Origin of the sequence: Microbacterium sp. lyk4-40-TSB-66 (assembly GCF_030209475.1) — a bacterium.
Taxonomy (GTDB): domain Bacteria; phylum Actinomycetota; class Actinomycetes; order Actinomycetales; family Microbacteriaceae; genus Microbacterium.
The window spans coordinates 61,241-77,747 of record NZ_JARVRW010000002.1 but is presented as its reverse complement, the minus strand read 5'-3'; the positions used below and the strand labels follow the sequence as shown (position 1 = coordinate 77,747).

Sequence of the window (16,507 nt, the reverse complement as noted above, 5' to 3'; positions counted from 1 at the left end):
TGGATCAGGCCGCCGCGGCGTCGATTCCGTCGGCATCCAGGATCGTGTACGCGTACCCCTGTTCGGCGAGGAACCGCTGGCGGTTCTGGGCGAAATCCTGATCGACCGTGTCGCGCGCGATGAGCGTGTAGAAGCTCGCCGTGTGGTTCGACTGCTTCGGCCGGAGGAGCCGACCGAGACGCTGAGCCTCTTCTTGACGCGACCCGAACGAGCCCGACACCTGGATCGCGACCGAGGCCTCCGGCAGGTCGACCGAGAAGTTGGCGACCTTCGAGACCACCAGCAGGGGGATGCTGCCGTCGCGGAAACCCTGGAACAGCTCTTCGCGCTCAGGGATCGGCGTCGCCCCGGTGATCTGCGGGGCGTCGAGGGCTTCGGCGAGCTCGTCGATCTGGTCGAGGTACTGCCCGATCACGAGGACGCGCTCACCCGGATGCCGTTCGACGAGGCGGCGCGCGACGTCGATCTTCGCGGGCGCGGTGGCCGCGAGACGGTAGCGGTCCTCGTCGGCGGCGGCCGCGTACTCAAGGCGCTCCCCGGCGGGGAGGTCGATGCGCACCTCGTAGCAGGCGGCGGGGGAGATGAAGCCCTGGGCCTCGATCTCTTTCCACGGCGCGTCGAAGCGCTTCGGCCCGATGAGGCTGAAGACGTCGCCCTCGCGCCCGTCCTCGCGCACCAGCGTCGCCGTGAGTCCCAGCCGGCGTCGGGCCTGCAGGTCGGCCGTGAGCTTGAAGACGGGGGCGGGCAGCAGGTGCACCTCGTCGTAGAGCACCAGGCCCCAGTCGAGGGCGTCGAGGAGCGCGAGGTGGGCGTATTGACCCTTCCGCTTGGCGGTGAGGATCTGGTACGTCGCGATGGTGACGGGCTTGATCTCCTTGACCTGACCGGAGTACTCCCCGATCTCCTCCGCCGTGAGGGTCGTGCGCCGCAGCAGCTCGTCGCGCCACTGCCGTGCGCTCACGGTGTTGGTGACGAGGATGAGCGTGGTGGTGCGGGTGTCGGCCATCGCGCCTGCGCCCACGAGGGTCTTGCCGGCGCCGCACGGGAGCACCACGACACCGGAGCCGCCCTCGGAGAAGGAGTCCACCGCCTGTCGCTGGTACGGCCGCAGGCTCCAGCCGTCTTCGGCGAGATCGATGGGGTGGGGCGTTCCGGGGGTGTATCCGGCGAGGTCTTCGGCCGGCCAGCCGATCTTGAGCAGCTCCTGCTTGATGTGGCCGCGGGCCCACGCGTCGACGAGGAAGCTGTCGGGGGTGGGGTGGCCGATCAGCAGCGGCGCGATGCGCTTGTTGCGCGACACCTCGCTGAGCACGGCGGCATCCGTGGACCGCAGGACGAGCTCTTTGTCGTCGTTGCGCTCGATCACGAGACGGCCGTAGCGGTTGACCGTCTCGCGGATGTCGGTGCTGACCGAGGCCGGCACCGGGAAGCGCGACCATCGGTCGAGGGTGTCGAGCATCGCGTCGGCGTCATGACCTGCCGCGCGGGCGTTCCACAGCCCCAGACGCGTGATGCGGTACGTGTGGATGTGCTCGGGTGCGCGCTCGAGCTCGGCGAAGATGGCGAGCTCGTGCCGCGCCGTCTCCGCCTGAGGGTGTGCGACCTCCAGGAGGACGGTGCGGTCGCTCTGCACGATGAGGGGGCCGTCAGCCATAGCGTTCGATTCTACCGGGCTCGCGACGGCAGGCGCCGACCACGCCGACGTGAGACGTCACTCGGCGGGGACGACGCCGTCGATGTGCGACAGCGGCAGGGTGCGTTCCACGTCGGCACCGCGGTCGCGGCCGCGGAGCCGCCCGCCTCCCAACCCCGTCGCCTCCAGCCGGAACACGCGCGCCGAGCCGTCGGGGAGGCGCACGGTCACGTCGATGACGGCGCGGGCGCGGACGGCCTGGTCGAGCTCGCGTTCGAGCCACGCGGCATCCGAGTCGCCGACCCCGTCGTGCAGGCGCCGCAGCAGGTCGCTGTAGACGTCGGCGGGTTCGGCGGCGGGCTGCGTGCCGGGGGCCAGCTTCGCGCGCTCCAGCGCACGCGGCCGTCCGTCGGCGTCGACGGCGATGGCGGGGTAGTGCGCGTCGGTGAGCGCCCAGAACACGACGTCGCTCGACACGTGCGACACCAGTTCGTCGTCGTCGGTGCGCGTCAGCGCGATCGAGCGCAGCGACTGGTCGATCTCCATCGAGCGCAGTAGCGTCTCGTCGTCGGTCACGACGCGCGTCAGACGGGTGGACGGGTCGCTCGTCACGCGCACACGCCCGTGCTCGGCGGACGTGCGTTCGATGACGTACGCGAGAGGCTGCGGAAGCCCGGTCAGCGAGATGTCGCTGAGGAACTCGCGAAGCGAGTCGGCCGTCTCGCCGGCCGTGATCGCCGCGCCGATCGACGACGCGCTGAAGCGGTAGCTCGAGGCCTGCGCCCGCGACTCGCGCACCGCCATCGACCGCAGACGCACGTCGAGGTGCGGGGCGAGGGGGCCGGGCGCGATCGCGGTGAGGTCGTTCTGGAGGTAGACGCGGTCGACCTCGGGCGGGAGGAGCTCACGCAGGGCGGAGGTGTCGACGTCGCCTCCCCGGGCGAGGGGTTCGGCCCACGGGGCGGTGCGCCCCGCGGCATCCACGAGTCCCCATCGCCGGAGCCGGCGAGCCCACAGCGCCGCGCGGTCCGCGCCCTCGGGGTCGAACGGGGTCGCTCCGGCCCACTCTGCGACGGGGATCCACCCGCCGTCCGCCGAGCGGTACGCGCGGGGGAGGGCGTCTCGCAGCGCCACCGCCGTGTGCTGCCACCGTTCGAGGGTGGGCAGGCGCAACCACTCCCGGCCGGCGGAGGAGACGAGCCATGCGCGGTCGTTCGCGCCCAGCAGTCCGACGTCGGCCGCGAGACCGACCAGCAGATCCGCGTCGGCGGGCGTCGAGACGGCTCCGGCGTCGACGAGTCGACGGCGCTCCGTCGCCCCGAGGGAGCCCGACCCGATGCGTCCGAGCGGGGCCTCGAGGGTCTGCAGAAGGATGTCGGCCACGGACGCGGCATACGTGAAGGCGGCCTCGGATGCCGCGGCGGTCTCGGCCACGGACGGCGTGGGCGAGAGCGGGACGGCGGCGGGGACACCCTCGGGCAGCGCCTCGCGGATCGCGTCGACCACGCTCGGGAAGGGGCGGCCGTCGTCTCCGACCAGGGCTTGGGTGATCAGCTCGTCACGCACGTCGCCGGTCGCGGGGGTGCCGTCGACGGCGGCGAACAGGGCGTCCGACTCCTGGCGGGTGAGGGCCGGAAGCGCACGGGCGACCGATGCCGGATCGAGTAACGCCTCGGCCGCGTCGAACATGTCGCGCCAGGTCGCCGACGGCGAGATGTGCCGATCGGCGAACAGACGCGCGAGCTCGTCATCCGAGCGCGCGCCCAACGAGACCGCCAGTGCGCGTTGAGCGGAGGTCTCGGCCACGTCAACGAGCCTTGTTGGCCCGGGCCCTTCGGATGAAGCTCATGATGAGCACGGCCAAGAGGCATCCGAAGGCGATGGGGGGTGTGACGAGGACGAGCAGGCTCACGACCGGCCAGACGCCCGAGGCCAGATCGGCGCCGGCGGTGGAGCCGATGATGATGGCGAAGAAGCACACGAGCGCCAGCACGAGCAACCCGAGCGACATGAACGCCAGGATGCGGTCGATGCGGCGGACGGGAACGTCGTCGCCCGGCGTGCTGCCGCCGGAGGTGCGGGTGCTCATCGGCCTCAGCCTACTGCCTGGCGGCGGTGCCGTAGGCTGGAAGACCGGGATCCGATCGGGTCCCGCGTTCCGCCGCGCGTTCGCGCACACACTCAGCGAGGTGTCCATGCCCACCGGCAAGGTCAGGTTCTACGACGACGAGAAGGGCTTCGGCTTCATCAGCACCGATGACGGCCAGGACGTGTTCCTGCACGCCACGGCTCTGCCCGCCGGAACCCCCGGGCCCAAGGCCGGGACACGACTGGAGTTCGGCGTCGCCGACGGCAAGCGCGGCCCCCAGGCCCTGTCCGTGCGCGTCCTCGACGCCCCGGTGAGCCTCTCCAAGCGCTCCCGCAAGCCCGCCGACGACATGGCGATCATCGTCGAAGACCTCGTCAAGCTCCTCGACGGCATCGGCGGCGACCTGCGACGCGGTCGCTACCCCAACGGCCCTCACGCGCAGAAGATCGCGGCCGTGCTGCGCAAGGTCGCCGATGACTTCGAAGCCTGAGCAGCCCGTCGACGAGCGTCTGACCGGCGCCCACGACCTGGCGCTCTCCGCCCTCCACGAGATCACGCCGGCCGACACCGTCGGCCCCGCGGCCGGGTACACGGCCGAAGACGACGGTGCCGTGTCGTTGCGTTTCCACACGCGCCTCTCCGGGTACCCGGGCTGGTTCTGGACGGTGAGCGTCGCCGTGGTCGAGGGGGCCGATCCCACCGTGCTCGAGGTCGAACTGCTGCCGGGGGAGGGAGCCCTGCTCGCCCCCGACTGGGTGCCGTGGGCGACGCGCCTGGCCGAGTACCAGGCGGCGCAGGTGGCCGCGGCCGTCATCGACGAGGACGATGACGATCTCGACGAAGATGACGACGACGACACCGACGACGTCGACGACGAGGTGGACGACGACGAAGACGAGCCGAAGGCGCGCTTCCACGCCGGCGACCTCGACGGTGTCGACATCGACGAACTCGACGCCGACCACCCCGACGCGGCCGACGACGACCCCGACGCGGCGGACGACGACCTCGACGAGACGGACGACGACGAGCCCGACCGCTCCGACGAGGACGAAGACGAGGGCGACCGCAGCTATTGAGCACGAACGACGAAGGCCGTCCCGCACGATGCGGGACGGCCTTCGTCGATTCGACCGGGCGTCAGGCGCGGGGCAGGTTCTCGATCGTGTAGTCGATCGCGCCGATGAGGCGACGCACGTCGGCGGGCTCGATCGAGACGAACGTCGCGACCCGCAGCTGGTTGCGCCCGAGCTTGCGGTACGGCTCGGTGTCGACGATGCCGTTCGCGCGGAGGCTCTTGGCGATCGCGGCCGCGTCGATGCTGTCGTCGAAGTCGATGGTGACGACGACGGGCGAGCGGTCGGCGGGGTCGGACACGAAGGGGGTCGCGACGGTGCTCGCATCGGCCCACTCGTACAGGGCCGACGACGACTCCGCCGTGCGCGCGGCGGCCCAGGACAGGCCGCCGTTGTCGAGGATCCAGCCGAGCTGCTCGTCGAGCAGCAGCAGGGTCGCCAACGCGGGGGTGTTGAGCGTCTGCTGGAGGCGGGAGTTGTCGAGGGCGTTCTTCAGGCTCAGGAACTCGGGGATGTACCTGTCGGATGCCGCGATGCGCTCGATGCGCTCGATGGCGGCCGGCGACACGGCGGCGTACCAGAGGCCCCCGTCGGAGCCGAGGTTCTTCTGCGGCGCGAAGTAGTACACGTCGGCCTGCGTCACATCGAAGTCGATGCCGCCCGCGGCGCTCGTCGCATCGATGACGGTCAGCGCACCGGCATCCGCCCGGACGCGCTCGATCGGAGCGGACACGCCGGTCGAGGTCTCGTTGTGCGGCCAGGCGTAGACGTCGACGCCCTCGACCACCTCGGCGACCGTCCGCGTGCCCGGCGCGGCCTTGCGCACGTCGGGGGCCTGCAACCAGGGAGCGGCGGCCGCGGAGGCGAACTTGCCGCCGAACTCGCCGAAGACCAGGTTCTGGCTGCGGGTGTCGATGAGGCCGAACGCCGCGGCATCCCAGAAGGCGGTCGACCCGCCGTTGCCCAGGATGATCTCGTAGCCCTCGGGCAGACGGAGCAGCTGCGACAGCCGTTCGCGCGTGCTGGCGACGAGGTTCTTGACGGGGGCCTGCCGGTGCGAGGTGCCGAGGATCGACGCTCCGCGGGTGACGAGGGCCTCGAGCTGCGCACCGCGCACCTTCGAGGGGCCGCACCCGAAGCGGCCGTCGGCGGGCAGGAGTTCGCTGGGGAGTTCCACGTGCGGCATGGACCGATTCTAGAGTCCCCGCCCCGCCCCTCCCGCGCTCATGTCGGAGGGGGTCGGTAGGCTGGGAGGACTTGCCGCGCGACATCGAGGACACCTGAATGACCGACCTGATCGACACCACCGAGATGTACCTGCGCACGATCCTCGAGCTCGAAGAGGAGAAGATCGTGCCGCTGCGCGCGCGCATCTCCGAGCGCCTCGGCCACTCGGGTCCGACGGTCTCGCAGACCGTGGGCCGCATGGAGCGCGACGGTCTCGTCGTCGTCTCGGAAGACCGTCGACTCGAGCTGACCGACGACGGACGCCAGAAGGCCGTCGACGTCATGCGCAAGCACCGTCTCGCCGAGCGCCTCCTGAGCGACGTCATCGGGCTCGACTGGGCCTACGTGCACGACGAGGCGTGCCGGTGGGAGCACGTCATGAGCGAGCAGGTCGAGCGACGTCTCGTCGAACTGCTCGGGCACCCGACCGAGTCCCCGTACGGCAACCCGATCCCCGGCCTCGACCAGCTCGGCGACGCCACCAGCGCCACCTTCGACGACGGCGTGGTCGGTCTCGTGCGAAAGCTGACGGATGCCGGGGGCCCCATCACCGGCACGATCCGGCGCCTCGCCGAACCCGCGCAGGTCGATCCCGAACTTCTGCAGCAGCTCAAGGCCGCCGGAGTCCTCCCCGGCAAGCGCGGCGACTACCGCTTCAACGAGGGCTACGTCCTCCTGCAGATGGAGGGCGTCGACGAGGGGCTCGAGCTGCCCGTCGAGGTCGCTTCGCACATCTTCCTGGTCGCCGGCGACTGAGCGTCGGCGGGATTTCACCCGGGTGTTCGTCGGGGCCACCCGAGCTAAGCGTGACTTGTTCGTTATCTTCAGGTAGCCTCAAAGGGTCCACAGGCTGGAAGCCCGCCGTCGGACCCCTCGCGGTTTGCCTCATCGGCTCGTCGTCCGTAGAGGGCTAAGCCCGCACATCGTGCCCCCAATGATCGAGTGCTGACGAGCCAGCGTCCCCGAAGACGCAGAGGCGCCGGAGGAACTTTGGCTGAACACAACGATCCCGCTGCGGACCTACCCGAGGTCCCCGTAACGGGCCCCACCCGAAAGAGCACACGCGCGGCCGTCGCCCGAACGACGAACCGTCCCGCTCGCATCGCGGCCGTACCGGTCGCCCGCACCGCGGCCGCACCGGCCGTGAGCGGCATCCCCGCTCCCCGCCCCTCATCGACGCGCCGCATCGGCAAGCCGTTGCGCAGCGCCGTCATCCTGTCGATGGTGGCGGGCCTCGTCGCCACCGTCGCCATCCCGGCGTACGCGGCCACCATGCCCGCGGCCGAGACGATGACGCTGCAGCAGATGTCGGCGGCCGACAACCAGTCGCTGGTCGTCGCCTCCGACGCGACGGCCGAGTCGCTCGACCGCAGCAGCTACTCCGCCACGACCGCGGACGAGATCAAGAAGAAGAAAGACGAGGAGGCCGCCGCAGCCGCCGCCGCGGCAGCGGCTGAGCGCGCCCGTCTGACCGCATCCACCGCGAACGCCTCCGTCTCGTCGGTCGACCTGTCGATGACCGCGCCCGGATCGGGCGAGGTCCGGTGGCCGCTCACCAGCTACGTCCTCGGACGCGGCCTGTGGGATTCCGGCTACCACCAGGGCGTCGACCTTCTCGCCCCCGGTGGGCAGCCGATCTTCGCCGCGGCCGCCGGTGTCGTGAGCGTCTCGCAGGAGAGCTACGGCGGGTACGGCGTCGGTATCGAGATCGAGCACGTCATCAACGGCCAGAAGGTGCGCACCACGTACGGCCACATGACCTACGGCAGCCGTCAGGTGCAGGCCGGGGACACGGTCGCCGCGGGCCAGCTCATCGGCCTCGTCGGTTCGACCGGCAGCTCGACCGCCAACCACCTGCACTTCGAGGTGCACATCAACAACTCGGTGGTCGACCCTTACGCCTGGCTGCAGCAGAACGCCGGCTGATCCTTCCTCACGCGAGACGGCGTGCCGGAGACCATCGTTCTCCGACACGCCGTCTTCCGTTTCCCCTCCGGCCCGACCCCGGGCGTGTTCTCGTGGGTTAGCCTTTCCTCGACGTCGGAAGAACCGGAGGGAACGCCGATGAACGCCAGTCCGCGCATCCGCACCATGGATGCGCTCGGGCTGCTCGTTCTTCGGCATCGTGAGTTCGGATGCCGTGGCCTCGCCGCGCGTCCGAAGGCGCTGTCTGCCTAGACAGCGCCTTTTTTCATACCCTTCCGCGCCTGCCGTCGTCGCGAGTCGAACATCCGAGAAGCCGTCTCGGCCATTCGAGAGGAGACGTACATGCGCACACTGGTGCTCAACGCGGGCTACGAGCCCCTCGCCGTCGTGTCGTTCAAGCGAGCGCTCGTGCTCGTGATGAACGAGAAGGCCGTGGTCGTCGAACGCGTCGAGGAGGACCCCGTCTGGGCTTCCGCCGGCACGTACGATCGCCCGGCGGTGATCATCCTGACCCGCTACGTGCGCGTGCCGGGCGCACGGCGTGTGCCGGTGACGCGTCGCGGCGTCCTTCGTCGCGACGGGCACCGCTGCGGGTACTGCGGGAAGGCCGCCTCAACGATCGATCACGTGATGCCGCGCTCGCGCGGTGGCAAGGACACCTGGGAGAACCTCGTGGCGTGCTGTCTCGCGTGCAACAACATCAAGGGCGATCGCACGCCGCAGGAGATGCGGTGGGAGCTGCGGCTCGTGCCCGCACCGCCGCACGGCTCGTCCTGGACGGTGCGCGGCGTCGACAAGAGCGACCCGCGCTGGGAACCGTACCTGGCGCTCGCGGCTTGACGCTGCTGACCCGCCCCGGTTCGCCGGGCTCGTCGTCGTGCCCGGCCGAGGGTTTCCGGGGATCGACGTCGTGTCTCGGGAGGCCTCGGCAGACCTCCTCCGCCGATGTCGGAGGTCGATCGTATCTTCGACCCACAGGGATTGAGGGAATAGAACACATGTTCTAACCTGTGGGAGTGAGGGCGATCATGCGAGACCAGGTACAGGCCGTACCCGATATCCATGCGCTGCGCGATCGCCTGGAGCGCATGCAGGGGCGTCGGATGGACGCCCCGGTGCTCCCGACGCATCCCGCATTCTCGCCGCTGCTGCCCGGAGGGGGTTTGCGCCCGGGCTCGGCCTACGCCCTCGCGCGCTCGTCCTCCCTGCTGCTGGCGCTCATGGCCCGACCCTCGCAGGACGGGGCGTGGTGCGGAGTGATCGGCATGCCCGAACTGGGCGCCGAGGCCGCAGAGAAATACGGTCTCGATCTCGACCGGCTCGTCTTCATCCCCGATCCGGGCCCGCGGTGGCTCGCGGTGACCGCGACGATCACCGAGGTGCTGCCGGTGGTGGCCGTGCGCCCGCCCGCGGGTTCCACGGCGGCTCGCGGGGGTGCCGAGACCACGCGCCTGGCCGCGCGGTTGCGCGACCGCGGGTCGGTGCTGCTCGTGCAGGGCGCGTGGCCGCAGGCCGAAGCGGTGATCGACGTGGCCGACCCGCAGTGGTCGGGGCTCGGTCAGGGCAGCGGGTATCTCGCCGGTCGTGAGCTGACGGTCTCGGTCAGCAGCCGTCGTTCGCCGAACGCCCGCCGCGCGCGCATGCTGCTGCCGGCCGCCGACGGGTCGATCGAGCTGCTGGGCGCCCCGGCCGAACGTCTCGTGCCGCGCGGTCATGACGCCTCCCCGACGTCGGCGTATCCCGTTCGGGCGGTGGGCTGATGCAGGCGCCCACGCGCAGCCTCGTGCTGTGGTTCCCCGACTGGCCGATCACGGCGTTCGCTCACGAGGCCGTCTCGCCCCCGAAGCCGGAGGCCGCCGTCGCGGTGTTCGCGAACAACATCGTCGTGGCGTGCTCGTGGGCGGCCCGCGCGCAGGGTGTGCGCCGGGGCCAGAAGCGCCGCGACGCGCAGGCCCTGTGCCCGACGCTGCAGGTCGTGCCCGCAGACCCCGTGCGCGACACGCGCGCCTTCGCCCCCGTCGTCGCGCGCGTCGAGGAACACGCCCCCGGAGTGCAGGTCGTGCGACCCGGTCTCTGCGCGCTGAAAGCGCGAGGACCGGCTCGGTACTACGGCGGCGAACACGAGGCGGCTCGCACGCTGATCCGCCTGCTCGACGACGTCGGTTTCCGCGACGTGCGGGCGAGTGTCGCCGACGGCGTCTTCACTGCCGAGCAGGCGGCGCGATCGGCGCGCGTCGACGACCCGGTGCGGATCGTCGCCCCCGGTGAAGCCGGTACGTTCCTGGCCCCCCTGTCCGTCGCGACGCTTGACGACGACGAGTTCGGGAGCCTGCTCTCACGTCTGGGCGTGCACACGCTCGGCGACCTGGCCGCGCTCCCGGTCGAGCGGGTACGTGAGCGCTTCGGCGGCCGCGGGGTGCGGCTGCACGCCCTGTCGGGAGGACTCGACTCGCAGCCGGTGCAGCCGCGGACGCCTCCGCCCGAACTGCACCGCGACGTCGCCTTCGAGCCCCCGCTCGAACTCGCCGATCAGATCGCCTTCGGCATGCGCGTGGCGGCCGAGGAGTTCATCGCCGGGTTGGGCGCGCACGACCTCGTGTGCACCGAACTGCGCGTCGTCCTCACCGGCGAACGAGCCGAACGCAGTGAACGCGTCTGGTTGCATCCGGGGTCGTTCGACGCCGCCGCCGTGGTCGATCGGGTGCGGTGGCAACTCGCCGAAGACGCCCAGGGCATCTTCGGCAGCGGAGTGGCCGGGGTGCACATCGAACCCGAAGCGGTGGATGCCGCGGCCCACCACGCCAAAGGGCTGTTCGGCGCCGGCCCCGACGAACGCGTGCACCACGCGTTGTCGCGCGTGCAGGCGATGCTCGGCCATCGCGCCGTGGTGACGCCTGTCGTCGGCGGCGGGCGATGGCTCGCCGAACGCCAGGTGAACGTGCCGTGGGGAGATCGGGCCGTGACGGCGAGAGATCGGGCACGACCCTGGCCCGGCAGCCTTCCCGACCCTCTGCCGGCCACGGTCTACCCCGAACCGCGCCTGGTCGGTGTGACCGACATCGCGGGCGCGCCCGTGACGGTGGGGGAGCGCGACCTGCTGAGTGCCCCGCCCGCCGTGCTCGAGACGGCGGGGCAACGTCGTCGCATCCGTGAATGGGCAGGCCCTTGGCCGATCAGCGAGCGGGGGTGGGACCCGTTGCGGGCACGCCGGGCGCATCGATTCCAGGTGGTCGACGCCGACGGCGGCGCGTGGCTGCTGGTGGTCGAAGAGGGCGAGTGGCGGGCGGAGGGTCGATATGACTGAGGCGGGGGTGCGCTGATGGGATGGACCAACCCCCCGGTGAAGTGGTCGGAGCTGGAGCGACTGCTCAGCGACGCGCGTCGACCGACCGGCACACCGCCGAACGGCGACGGCGGCGACAGCCCGGCCTGGTCGCACAAGCGCGGCGCTTATGTGCCGCCGTCGATCGAGCGTCCCGACGACACGATCCCGTACGCCGAACTGCACGCGCACTCGTCGTACTCGTTCCTCGACGGAGCCTCCTCGCCCGAAGAGCTCGTCGAAGAGGCCGAGCGTCTGGGCCTTCACGCCCTCGCCCTCACCGACCACGACGGCTTCTACGGGATCGTGCGCTTCGCCGAGGCGGCCGAGGCCCGCACGGTGAAGACGGTTTTCGGGGCGGAGTTGTCGTTGGGACTCAGCGGTCCGCAGAACGGCGCGGCCGACCCCGAGGGCTCGCACCTGCTCGTCCTCGCGCGGCGAGAAGAGGGGTACCACCGTCTCGCCGCCGCGATCACCCACGCGCAGCTCACCGGCGCCGAGAAGGGGCGTCCCGTCTACGACCTCGTCGATCTCGCCGAGCGGGCGGGCGGTCCCCGCGATCCGCACTGGGCCGTGCTCACCGGATGCCGCAAGGGAGCCGTGCGGCAGGCGCTGGCATCCGAGGGACCGGCGGGGGCCGCGCGTGAACTCGACACCCTCGTCGACCTGTTCGGCGCACAGGCCGTCTACGTCGAGCTGATGGATCAGGGCGACCCGCTCGACTCCCGTCGCAACGACGTGCTGGCGGCTCTCGCCGCCGAGCGGGGACTGCCGACCCTCGCCACCAACAACGTGCACTACGCCGCTCCGCAGAAAGAACTGCTCGCCGCCGCCGTGGCCGCGGTGCGGGCGAACAGGGGTCTCGACGAGCTCGACGGGTGGCTACCCGCCCACGCCGGCGCGCACCTGCGCTCGGGCGTCGAGATGTCGGCCCGGTTCGCGCGCTACCCGGGCGCCGTCGCGCGCACCGTGACGCTGGCCGACGAGATCGCCTTCCCGCTGCGCCGCGCCAAGCCCGCGCTTCCCAAACAGAAGGTTCCCGAGGGGCACACGCCCATGTCGTGGCTGCGGCACCTGGTGTGGCAGGCCGTGCCCCGCAAGTACCCGGACCTCTCCGACGACGACCGCCGCCGCATCGAACGCGAGCTCGGCGTCATCGAGATGAAGGACTTCCCGGGGTACTTCCTCATCGTCTACGGCATCGTGGCCGAGGCCCGCCGTCGTGGCATCCTGTGCCAGGGGCGCGGGTCGGCCGCCAACAGCGCGGTCTGCTACCTGCTCGACATCACCGCGGTCGACTCCATCTTCTACAAGCTGCCGTTCGAGCGGTTCCTGTCGAGCCTGCGCGACGAGGAGCCCGACATCGACGTCGACTTCGACTCCGACCGCCGCGAAGAGATCATCCAGTGGGTCTACGGGGAGTACGGGCGCGAGCGGGCGGCGCAGGTGGCGAACGTCATCCAGTACCGCCCCAAGAACGCCGTGCGCGACATGGCCCGGGCGCTCGGTCACTCGCCCGGTCAGCAAGATGCCTGGTCGAAGCAGGTCGAGCGCTGGGGGGCGACGCTCGAGACCGGGGGCGACCATGACATCCCCGACCAGGTCATCGAGTTCGCGTCGGAGCTGCTGAAGGCGCCGCGGCACCTCGGCATCCATTCCGGGGGCATGGTGCTCACCGATCGGCCGGTGGGCGAGGTCGTCCCCATCGAGCACGCGCGCATGGAGGACCGCACGGTCATCCAGTGGGACAAAGACGACGCCGCGTGGATGGGACTGGTGAAGTTCGATCTGTTGGGGCTCGGCATGCTCGCGGCCCTGCAGTACTGCTTCGACCTGATCCGGGATGCCACCGGCGAGGAATGGGAGCTGTCGACCCTGCCGAAAGAAGAGAAGGCCGTGTACGACATGCTGTGCCGGGCCGACTCGATCGGGGTCTTCCAAGTGGAGTCGCGCGCGCAGATGGGGCTGCTGCCCCGCCTGCAGCCGCGCAAGTTCTACGACCTGGTCGTGCAGATCGCCCTGATCCGTCCGGGCCCCATCCAGGGCGGGGCCGTGCACCCGTTCGTGCGGCGCAAACTCGGCCAGGAGAAGATCACCTACGTGCACCCCAAGCTCGAACCGGTGCTGGAACGCACGATGGGGGTGCCGGTGTTCCAGGAGCAACTGATGCAGATGGCGGTCGCCATCGGCAACTGCTCCGCCGAAGACGCAGATCTGCTGCGCCGGGCAATGGGGTCCAAACGGGGGCTGGAGCGCATCGACTCGCTCCGCGAGACGTTGTACGCCGGCATGGCCGAGAACGGCCTCGTCGGCCAGGTCGCCGACGAGCTGTACGCCAAGATCCAGGCGTTCGCGAACTTCGGCTTCGCCGAGTCGCACTCGCTGTCGTTCGCACTGCTGGTCTACGCGAGCTCGTGGATCAAGCTGCACTATCCGGCGGCGTTCCTCGCGGGGTTGCTGCGCGCACAGCCCATGGGGTTCTACTCGCCCGCGACCCTGACCGCCGACGCGCGGCGGCACGGCGTGGTGGTACGCCGGCCCGACCTGTCGCGGTCGGGGGTCGAAGCGACGCTCGAGGCGGTCGACGCGGGGGAGACGGGTGCCGCGGCGACGGGTGCCTCGGCGACGGGTGCCTCGACGGGTGCGACGGGTGCGAGTTCGAGCGGTTCGGCGCCGCGGCAGCGCCGGAGCATGGGACCCCCGACCGGACTCGACGCGTGCGCGGACGCACGGCAGCCTCCGACCGGGGACTTCGACCCGTCGGAGCCCGACGAGACCCTGGCGCACCGTCGTGACGGGGGTTTCACCGTTCGCCTCGGCCTCGCCGGGGTGACCGGCATCGGCACGAAAGTGGCCGCGCGCATCGTCTCCGAACGCGAGCGCGGCGGCGCCTACCGCGACCTTCGCGACCTCGTGCGTCGCACCGGACTGGTCACGGCCCAGCTCGAGGCGCTCGCGACGGCGGGGGCTTTCGAGTGCTTCGGGCACACGCGGCGCGAGGCGATCTGGTTGTCGGGTTCGGCGGCGCTGGACCGCGCCGAGTTCCTTCCCGACTCCCTCGTGGCCGTGCAGCCGCCGTTGTTCACCGACCCGTCGAGCTACGAGATCCTCGCCTCCGACCTCTGGGCGACGGGTCTCTCGGCCGACGATCACCCGCTCACCCACTTCCGGTCGGCGCTCGACGCGCGGGGGGTGCTGACCTCGCGCGAGCTCCGCACGTTCGAGACCGACCGGCGCATCGAGGTGGCGGGGCTCGTCACCCACCGGCAGCGGCCGGCCACGGCGTCCGGCATCACATTCCTCAACCTCGAAGACGAGCACGGGCTCATGAACATCATCTGCTCGGTCGGGGTGTGGAACAGGTATCGCCGGGTCGCCCGTGAGTCGCCCGCGCTGATCGTGCGCGGCATGCTCGAGCGTTCCGTCGAGGGTGTGACGAACGTGGTCGCCGACGGGTTCACCGATCTGCGCGTGGGAGTCGCCCACGCGTCGCGGGACTTCCGATGAGAGGCGTCACGACCTCGGATCGAGCGACGGCCGGCGATCGATCATCGCCTCCGACGGCACGGTGGGGCACGATGGGCGGCAGGGCACGGGGGCGCCTTCAGCGACCTTCCGCCATGCCCGGCCAGCGCCGAAGGAGCCGCTCGATGTCGATGCCGACGAAGTCCCGGCCGCGTGCACTCGCGGTCCTCACCGCGCTCGCGATAACCGCTTCCGCCTCGGTCGCCAGCGCGCCGTCGTTCGCGGCGACCTCCGCCGCCTCCGCACCGATCGTGCGGACCATCGACGGGCTCGACGCGTCGATCGCCTACAGCGGGTCGTGGCGCAAAACCTCGAACAAGGCCGACCATAACGGCTCCGTGCAATACGCGAACGCCGCAGCCGCCTCCTACTCCTACAGCTTCGAGGGCACCGGCATCCGTATCCTCGGACGCAAGACGCCCCTCAGCGGCATCAGCGAGATCCGTATCGACGGGGTTCTGTCGGCCCGCATCGACGCCTATGCGCCGTCGAACGTGTTCAACACGGTGCTGTACGAGCGGGCCGACCTCGCTCCCGGCGCGCACACGCTCACCGTGACCGCGACGGGCCAGAAATCCGCCGCGGCACAGAACACCAACGTGACCTTGGACGCCCTCACGGTGACCTCCGCCGGCGCCAGCCCCACGCCGAGCCCTCCCGTCGTGCCGAGTCCGACCGCGACCGCGGCGCCGTCGCCGACGCCTTCGCCGAGCGCCACCCCCACGACTTCACCGACCCCAGCGCCGACCCCGACTCCGACGGCCACGCCGACGGTGGCCCCGACTCCGACGTCCACTCCGACGCCCTCGCCGACCCCGACGCCGACGCCGACGGCCGGACCCGTCGGCGTGCCGGCGCCGATCGCCGAGTGGCGGTTCGAGGAAGCCGCCGCTCCGTTCCGCACGACCACCGGAGACCTTCCGCTTCAACACGCGGGCAATGTGCGCGCGACCACCGTCGCGACGCCGTTCGGGCGCGGGGTGAACCTGCCCGGCAAGAGCTTCCTGCGGCTGCACCGCGACGCCGTCGGGCGCCTGAACGTGGGGGCGGGCACGGGAACGGTCACCGTCGCGGCCTGGGTCCTGATGACCGACGACAACGCCGGGTTCGTCGCGGGGATGTGGTCGGAGTCGAGTAGGGATCCGCGCAGGTCGTACGGACTCTTCTACGACCTCTCCACGTACGGCGGAGACGAACGCGGCAACTTCCATGTGTCGCGGACGGGAGGACCCACAGCCGGTCACCCGTTCTCGATCGACTACTCCGCGTCCGGACAGACCTTCACCCGTCGCGTGTGGCAACTGCACGTCGGCACCTACGACGGTCGGGAAGCCGTCTCCTACCTCGACGGACTCTCCGTCCCGCTGGGGCCGGTGAAGGACAAATTCGGCAACACCTACATGAAGAATCCGTACCCCTATCCGGACGGTCTGAACCCGACCCCCGCGGAGTTCACCGTCGGCGCCGTGCAGATGGCCTCGACGGTCGGCAACTACGCCGAGGGCACCTTCTCCCGCGTGCGTGTCTGGGACCGCGCCCTCACCGCCGAGCAGGTGCGAGCCCTGTACGAGAACGAGCGACCCGTCGTGCCCTGACGCTGCGGTCGTGCCGCATCCCGGTGTGGCGGTCCCGGCGGAACGAACGGGTTCCGGGCGCGATCGTGTCACGCGCGTAGCCCGGTCGCGACGGATATGCGAAAGGGTTCCGGT

14 protein-coding genes are annotated in these 16,507 nt (G+C 70.8%); 9 read left to right on the top strand and 5 right to left on the bottom strand.

Features of this window, described 5'->3' with window-relative positions:
- Positions 1-4: 4 nt before the first annotated feature.
- The 3 genes from QRO03_RS02485 to QRO03_RS02475 are packed head-to-tail and all read right to left on the bottom strand — an operon-like array spanning position 5 to position 3,722.
- Positions 5-1,654, bottom strand: coding sequence for a DNA repair helicase XPB (locus QRO03_RS02485; protein WP_285135945.1), 1,650 nt, complete (start codon positions 1,652-1,654; stop codon positions 5-7).
- Between the two features lie 57 nt (positions 1,655-1,711).
- The gene (locus QRO03_RS02480; protein WP_285135944.1) at positions 1,712-3,439 is read right to left on the bottom strand and encodes a helicase-associated domain-containing protein; all 1,728 of its coding nucleotides are present in this window, start codon (positions 3,437-3,439) and stop codon (positions 1,712-1,714) included.
- Between the two features lies 1 nt (position 3,440).
- Complete coding sequence (locus tag QRO03_RS02475; RefSeq protein WP_285135943.1) at positions 3,441-3,722, bottom strand: multidrug ABC transporter ATPase; 282 nt, start codon at positions 3,720-3,722, stop codon at positions 3,441-3,443.
- A 106-nt stretch (positions 3,723-3,828) separates the two neighbouring features.
- Here QRO03_RS02475 and QRO03_RS02470 point away from each other — a divergent pair, with 106 nt between their 5' ends.
- The gene (locus QRO03_RS02470) at positions 3,829-4,212 is read left to right on the top strand and encodes a cold-shock protein (RefSeq protein ID WP_055957202.1); all 384 of its coding nucleotides are present in this window, start codon (positions 3,829-3,831) and stop codon (positions 4,210-4,212) included.
- Positions 4,196-4,801 (top strand): DUF3027 domain-containing protein, encoded by a 606-nt coding sequence (locus QRO03_RS02465; protein ID WP_285135942.1) that lies wholly within the window; start codon positions 4,196-4,198, stop codon positions 4,799-4,801. The genes QRO03_RS02470 and QRO03_RS02465 overlap by 17 nt, the downstream gene beginning before the upstream one ends.
- A 61-nt stretch (positions 4,802-4,862) precedes the next feature.
- Here QRO03_RS02465 and serC read toward each other — a convergent pair whose 3' ends face one another.
- On the bottom strand, positions 4,863-5,984 hold the full coding sequence (gene serC, locus QRO03_RS02460; RefSeq protein ID WP_285135941.1) for a phosphoserine transaminase: 1,122 nt from the start codon (positions 5,982-5,984) through the stop codon (positions 4,863-4,865).
- A 98-nt stretch (positions 5,985-6,082) separates the two neighbouring features.
- On the opposite strand from serC, the gene QRO03_RS02455 reads away from it, so the two are divergent.
- The 6 genes from QRO03_RS02455 to QRO03_RS02430 all read left to right on the top strand — a co-directional run bounded on the left by QRO03_RS02455 (position 6,083) and on the right by QRO03_RS02430 (position 14,780).
- Positions 6,083-6,781: an iron-dependent transcriptional repressor DtxR gene (locus QRO03_RS02455; RefSeq protein ID WP_285135940.1), complete on the top strand. Its 699-nt coding sequence runs from the start codon at positions 6,083-6,085 to the stop codon at positions 6,779-6,781.
- Positions 6,782-7,168: 387 nt separating this feature from the next.
- Positions 7,169-7,951, top strand: a complete 783-nt coding sequence (locus tag QRO03_RS02450; RefSeq protein ID WP_285135939.1) for a M23 family metallopeptidase — start codon at positions 7,169-7,171, stop codon at positions 7,949-7,951.
- Positions 7,952-8,293: 342 nt separating this feature from the next.
- A complete protein-coding gene (locus tag QRO03_RS02445) occupies positions 8,294-8,791 on the top strand; it encodes an HNH endonuclease (RefSeq protein ID WP_055956669.1) in 498 nt (165 codons plus the stop codon).
- Positions 8,792-8,979: 188 nt separating this feature from the next.
- Entirely contained in the window at positions 8,980-9,711 is a 732-nt protein-coding gene (imuA', locus tag QRO03_RS02440; RefSeq protein WP_285135938.1) for a DnaE2-dependent mutagenesis accessory factor ImuA', read from the top strand.
- Positions 9,711-11,255, top strand: coding sequence for a Y-family DNA polymerase (locus QRO03_RS02435; protein ID WP_285135937.1), 1,545 nt, complete (start codon positions 9,711-9,713; stop codon positions 11,253-11,255). Before imuA' ends, QRO03_RS02435 begins: the two co-directional genes overlap by 1 nt.
- 15 nt (positions 11,256-11,270) lie before the next feature.
- A complete protein-coding gene (locus QRO03_RS02430) occupies positions 11,271-14,780 on the top strand; it encodes an error-prone DNA polymerase (protein ID WP_285135936.1) in 3,510 nt (1,169 codons plus the stop codon).
- Positions 14,781-14,877: 97 nt separating this feature from the next.
- Here the strand turns inward: QRO03_RS02430 and QRO03_RS02425 are convergent, their stop codons facing one another.
- The gene (locus QRO03_RS02425; protein ID WP_285135935.1) at positions 14,878-15,060 is read right to left on the bottom strand and encodes a hypothetical protein; all 183 of its coding nucleotides are present in this window, start codon (positions 15,058-15,060) and stop codon (positions 14,878-14,880) included.
- Between QRO03_RS02425 and QRO03_RS02420 the strand changes: the two genes are divergently transcribed.
- Positions 15,050-16,393 carry a LamG-like jellyroll fold domain-containing protein gene (locus QRO03_RS02420; RefSeq protein WP_285135934.1) on the top strand — a complete coding sequence of 448 codons (1,344 nt, stop codon included), beginning with the start codon at positions 15,050-15,052 and terminating at the stop codon, positions 16,391-16,393. The two genes, QRO03_RS02425 and QRO03_RS02420, sit on opposite strands and share 11 nt — an antisense overlap.
- Positions 16,394-16,507: the final 114 nt, after the last annotated feature.

Bases quoted from the DNA above. Each gene is read 5' to 3' on its own strand.
- QRO03_RS02485 (WP_285135945.1), bottom strand. From the start codon at position 1,654: ATGGCTGACGGCCCCCTCATCGTGCAGAGCGACCGCACCGTCCTCCTG.
- QRO03_RS02475 (WP_285135943.1), bottom strand. From the start codon at position 3,722: ATGAGCACCCGCACCTCCGGCGGCAGCACGCCGGGCGACGACGTTCCC.
- QRO03_RS02470 (WP_055957202.1), top strand. From the start codon at position 3,829: ATGCCCACCGGCAAGGTCAGGTTCTACGACGACGAGAAGGGCTTCGGC.
- QRO03_RS02465 (WP_285135942.1), top strand. From the start codon at position 4,196: ATGACTTCGAAGCCTGAGCAGCCCGTCGACGAGCGTCTGACCGGCGCC.
- serC (WP_285135941.1), bottom strand. From the start codon at position 5,984: ATGCCGCACGTGGAACTCCCCAGCGAACTCCTGCCCGCCGACGGCCGC.
- QRO03_RS02455 (WP_285135940.1), top strand. From the start codon at position 6,083: ATGACCGACCTGATCGACACCACCGAGATGTACCTGCGCACGATCCTC.
- QRO03_RS02445 (WP_055956669.1), top strand. From the start codon at position 8,294: ATGCGCACACTGGTGCTCAACGCGGGCTACGAGCCCCTCGCCGTCGTG.
- imuA' (WP_285135938.1), top strand. From the start codon at position 8,980: ATGCGAGACCAGGTACAGGCCGTACCCGATATCCATGCGCTGCGCGAT.
- QRO03_RS02435 (WP_285135937.1), top strand. From the start codon at position 9,711: ATGCAGGCGCCCACGCGCAGCCTCGTGCTGTGGTTCCCCGACTGGCCG.
- QRO03_RS02430 (WP_285135936.1), top strand. From the start codon at position 11,271: ATGGGATGGACCAACCCCCCGGTGAAGTGGTCGGAGCTGGAGCGACTG.
- QRO03_RS02425 (WP_285135935.1), bottom strand. From the start codon at position 15,060: ATGGTCCGCACGATCGGTGCGGAGGCGGCGGAGGTCGCCGCGAACGAC.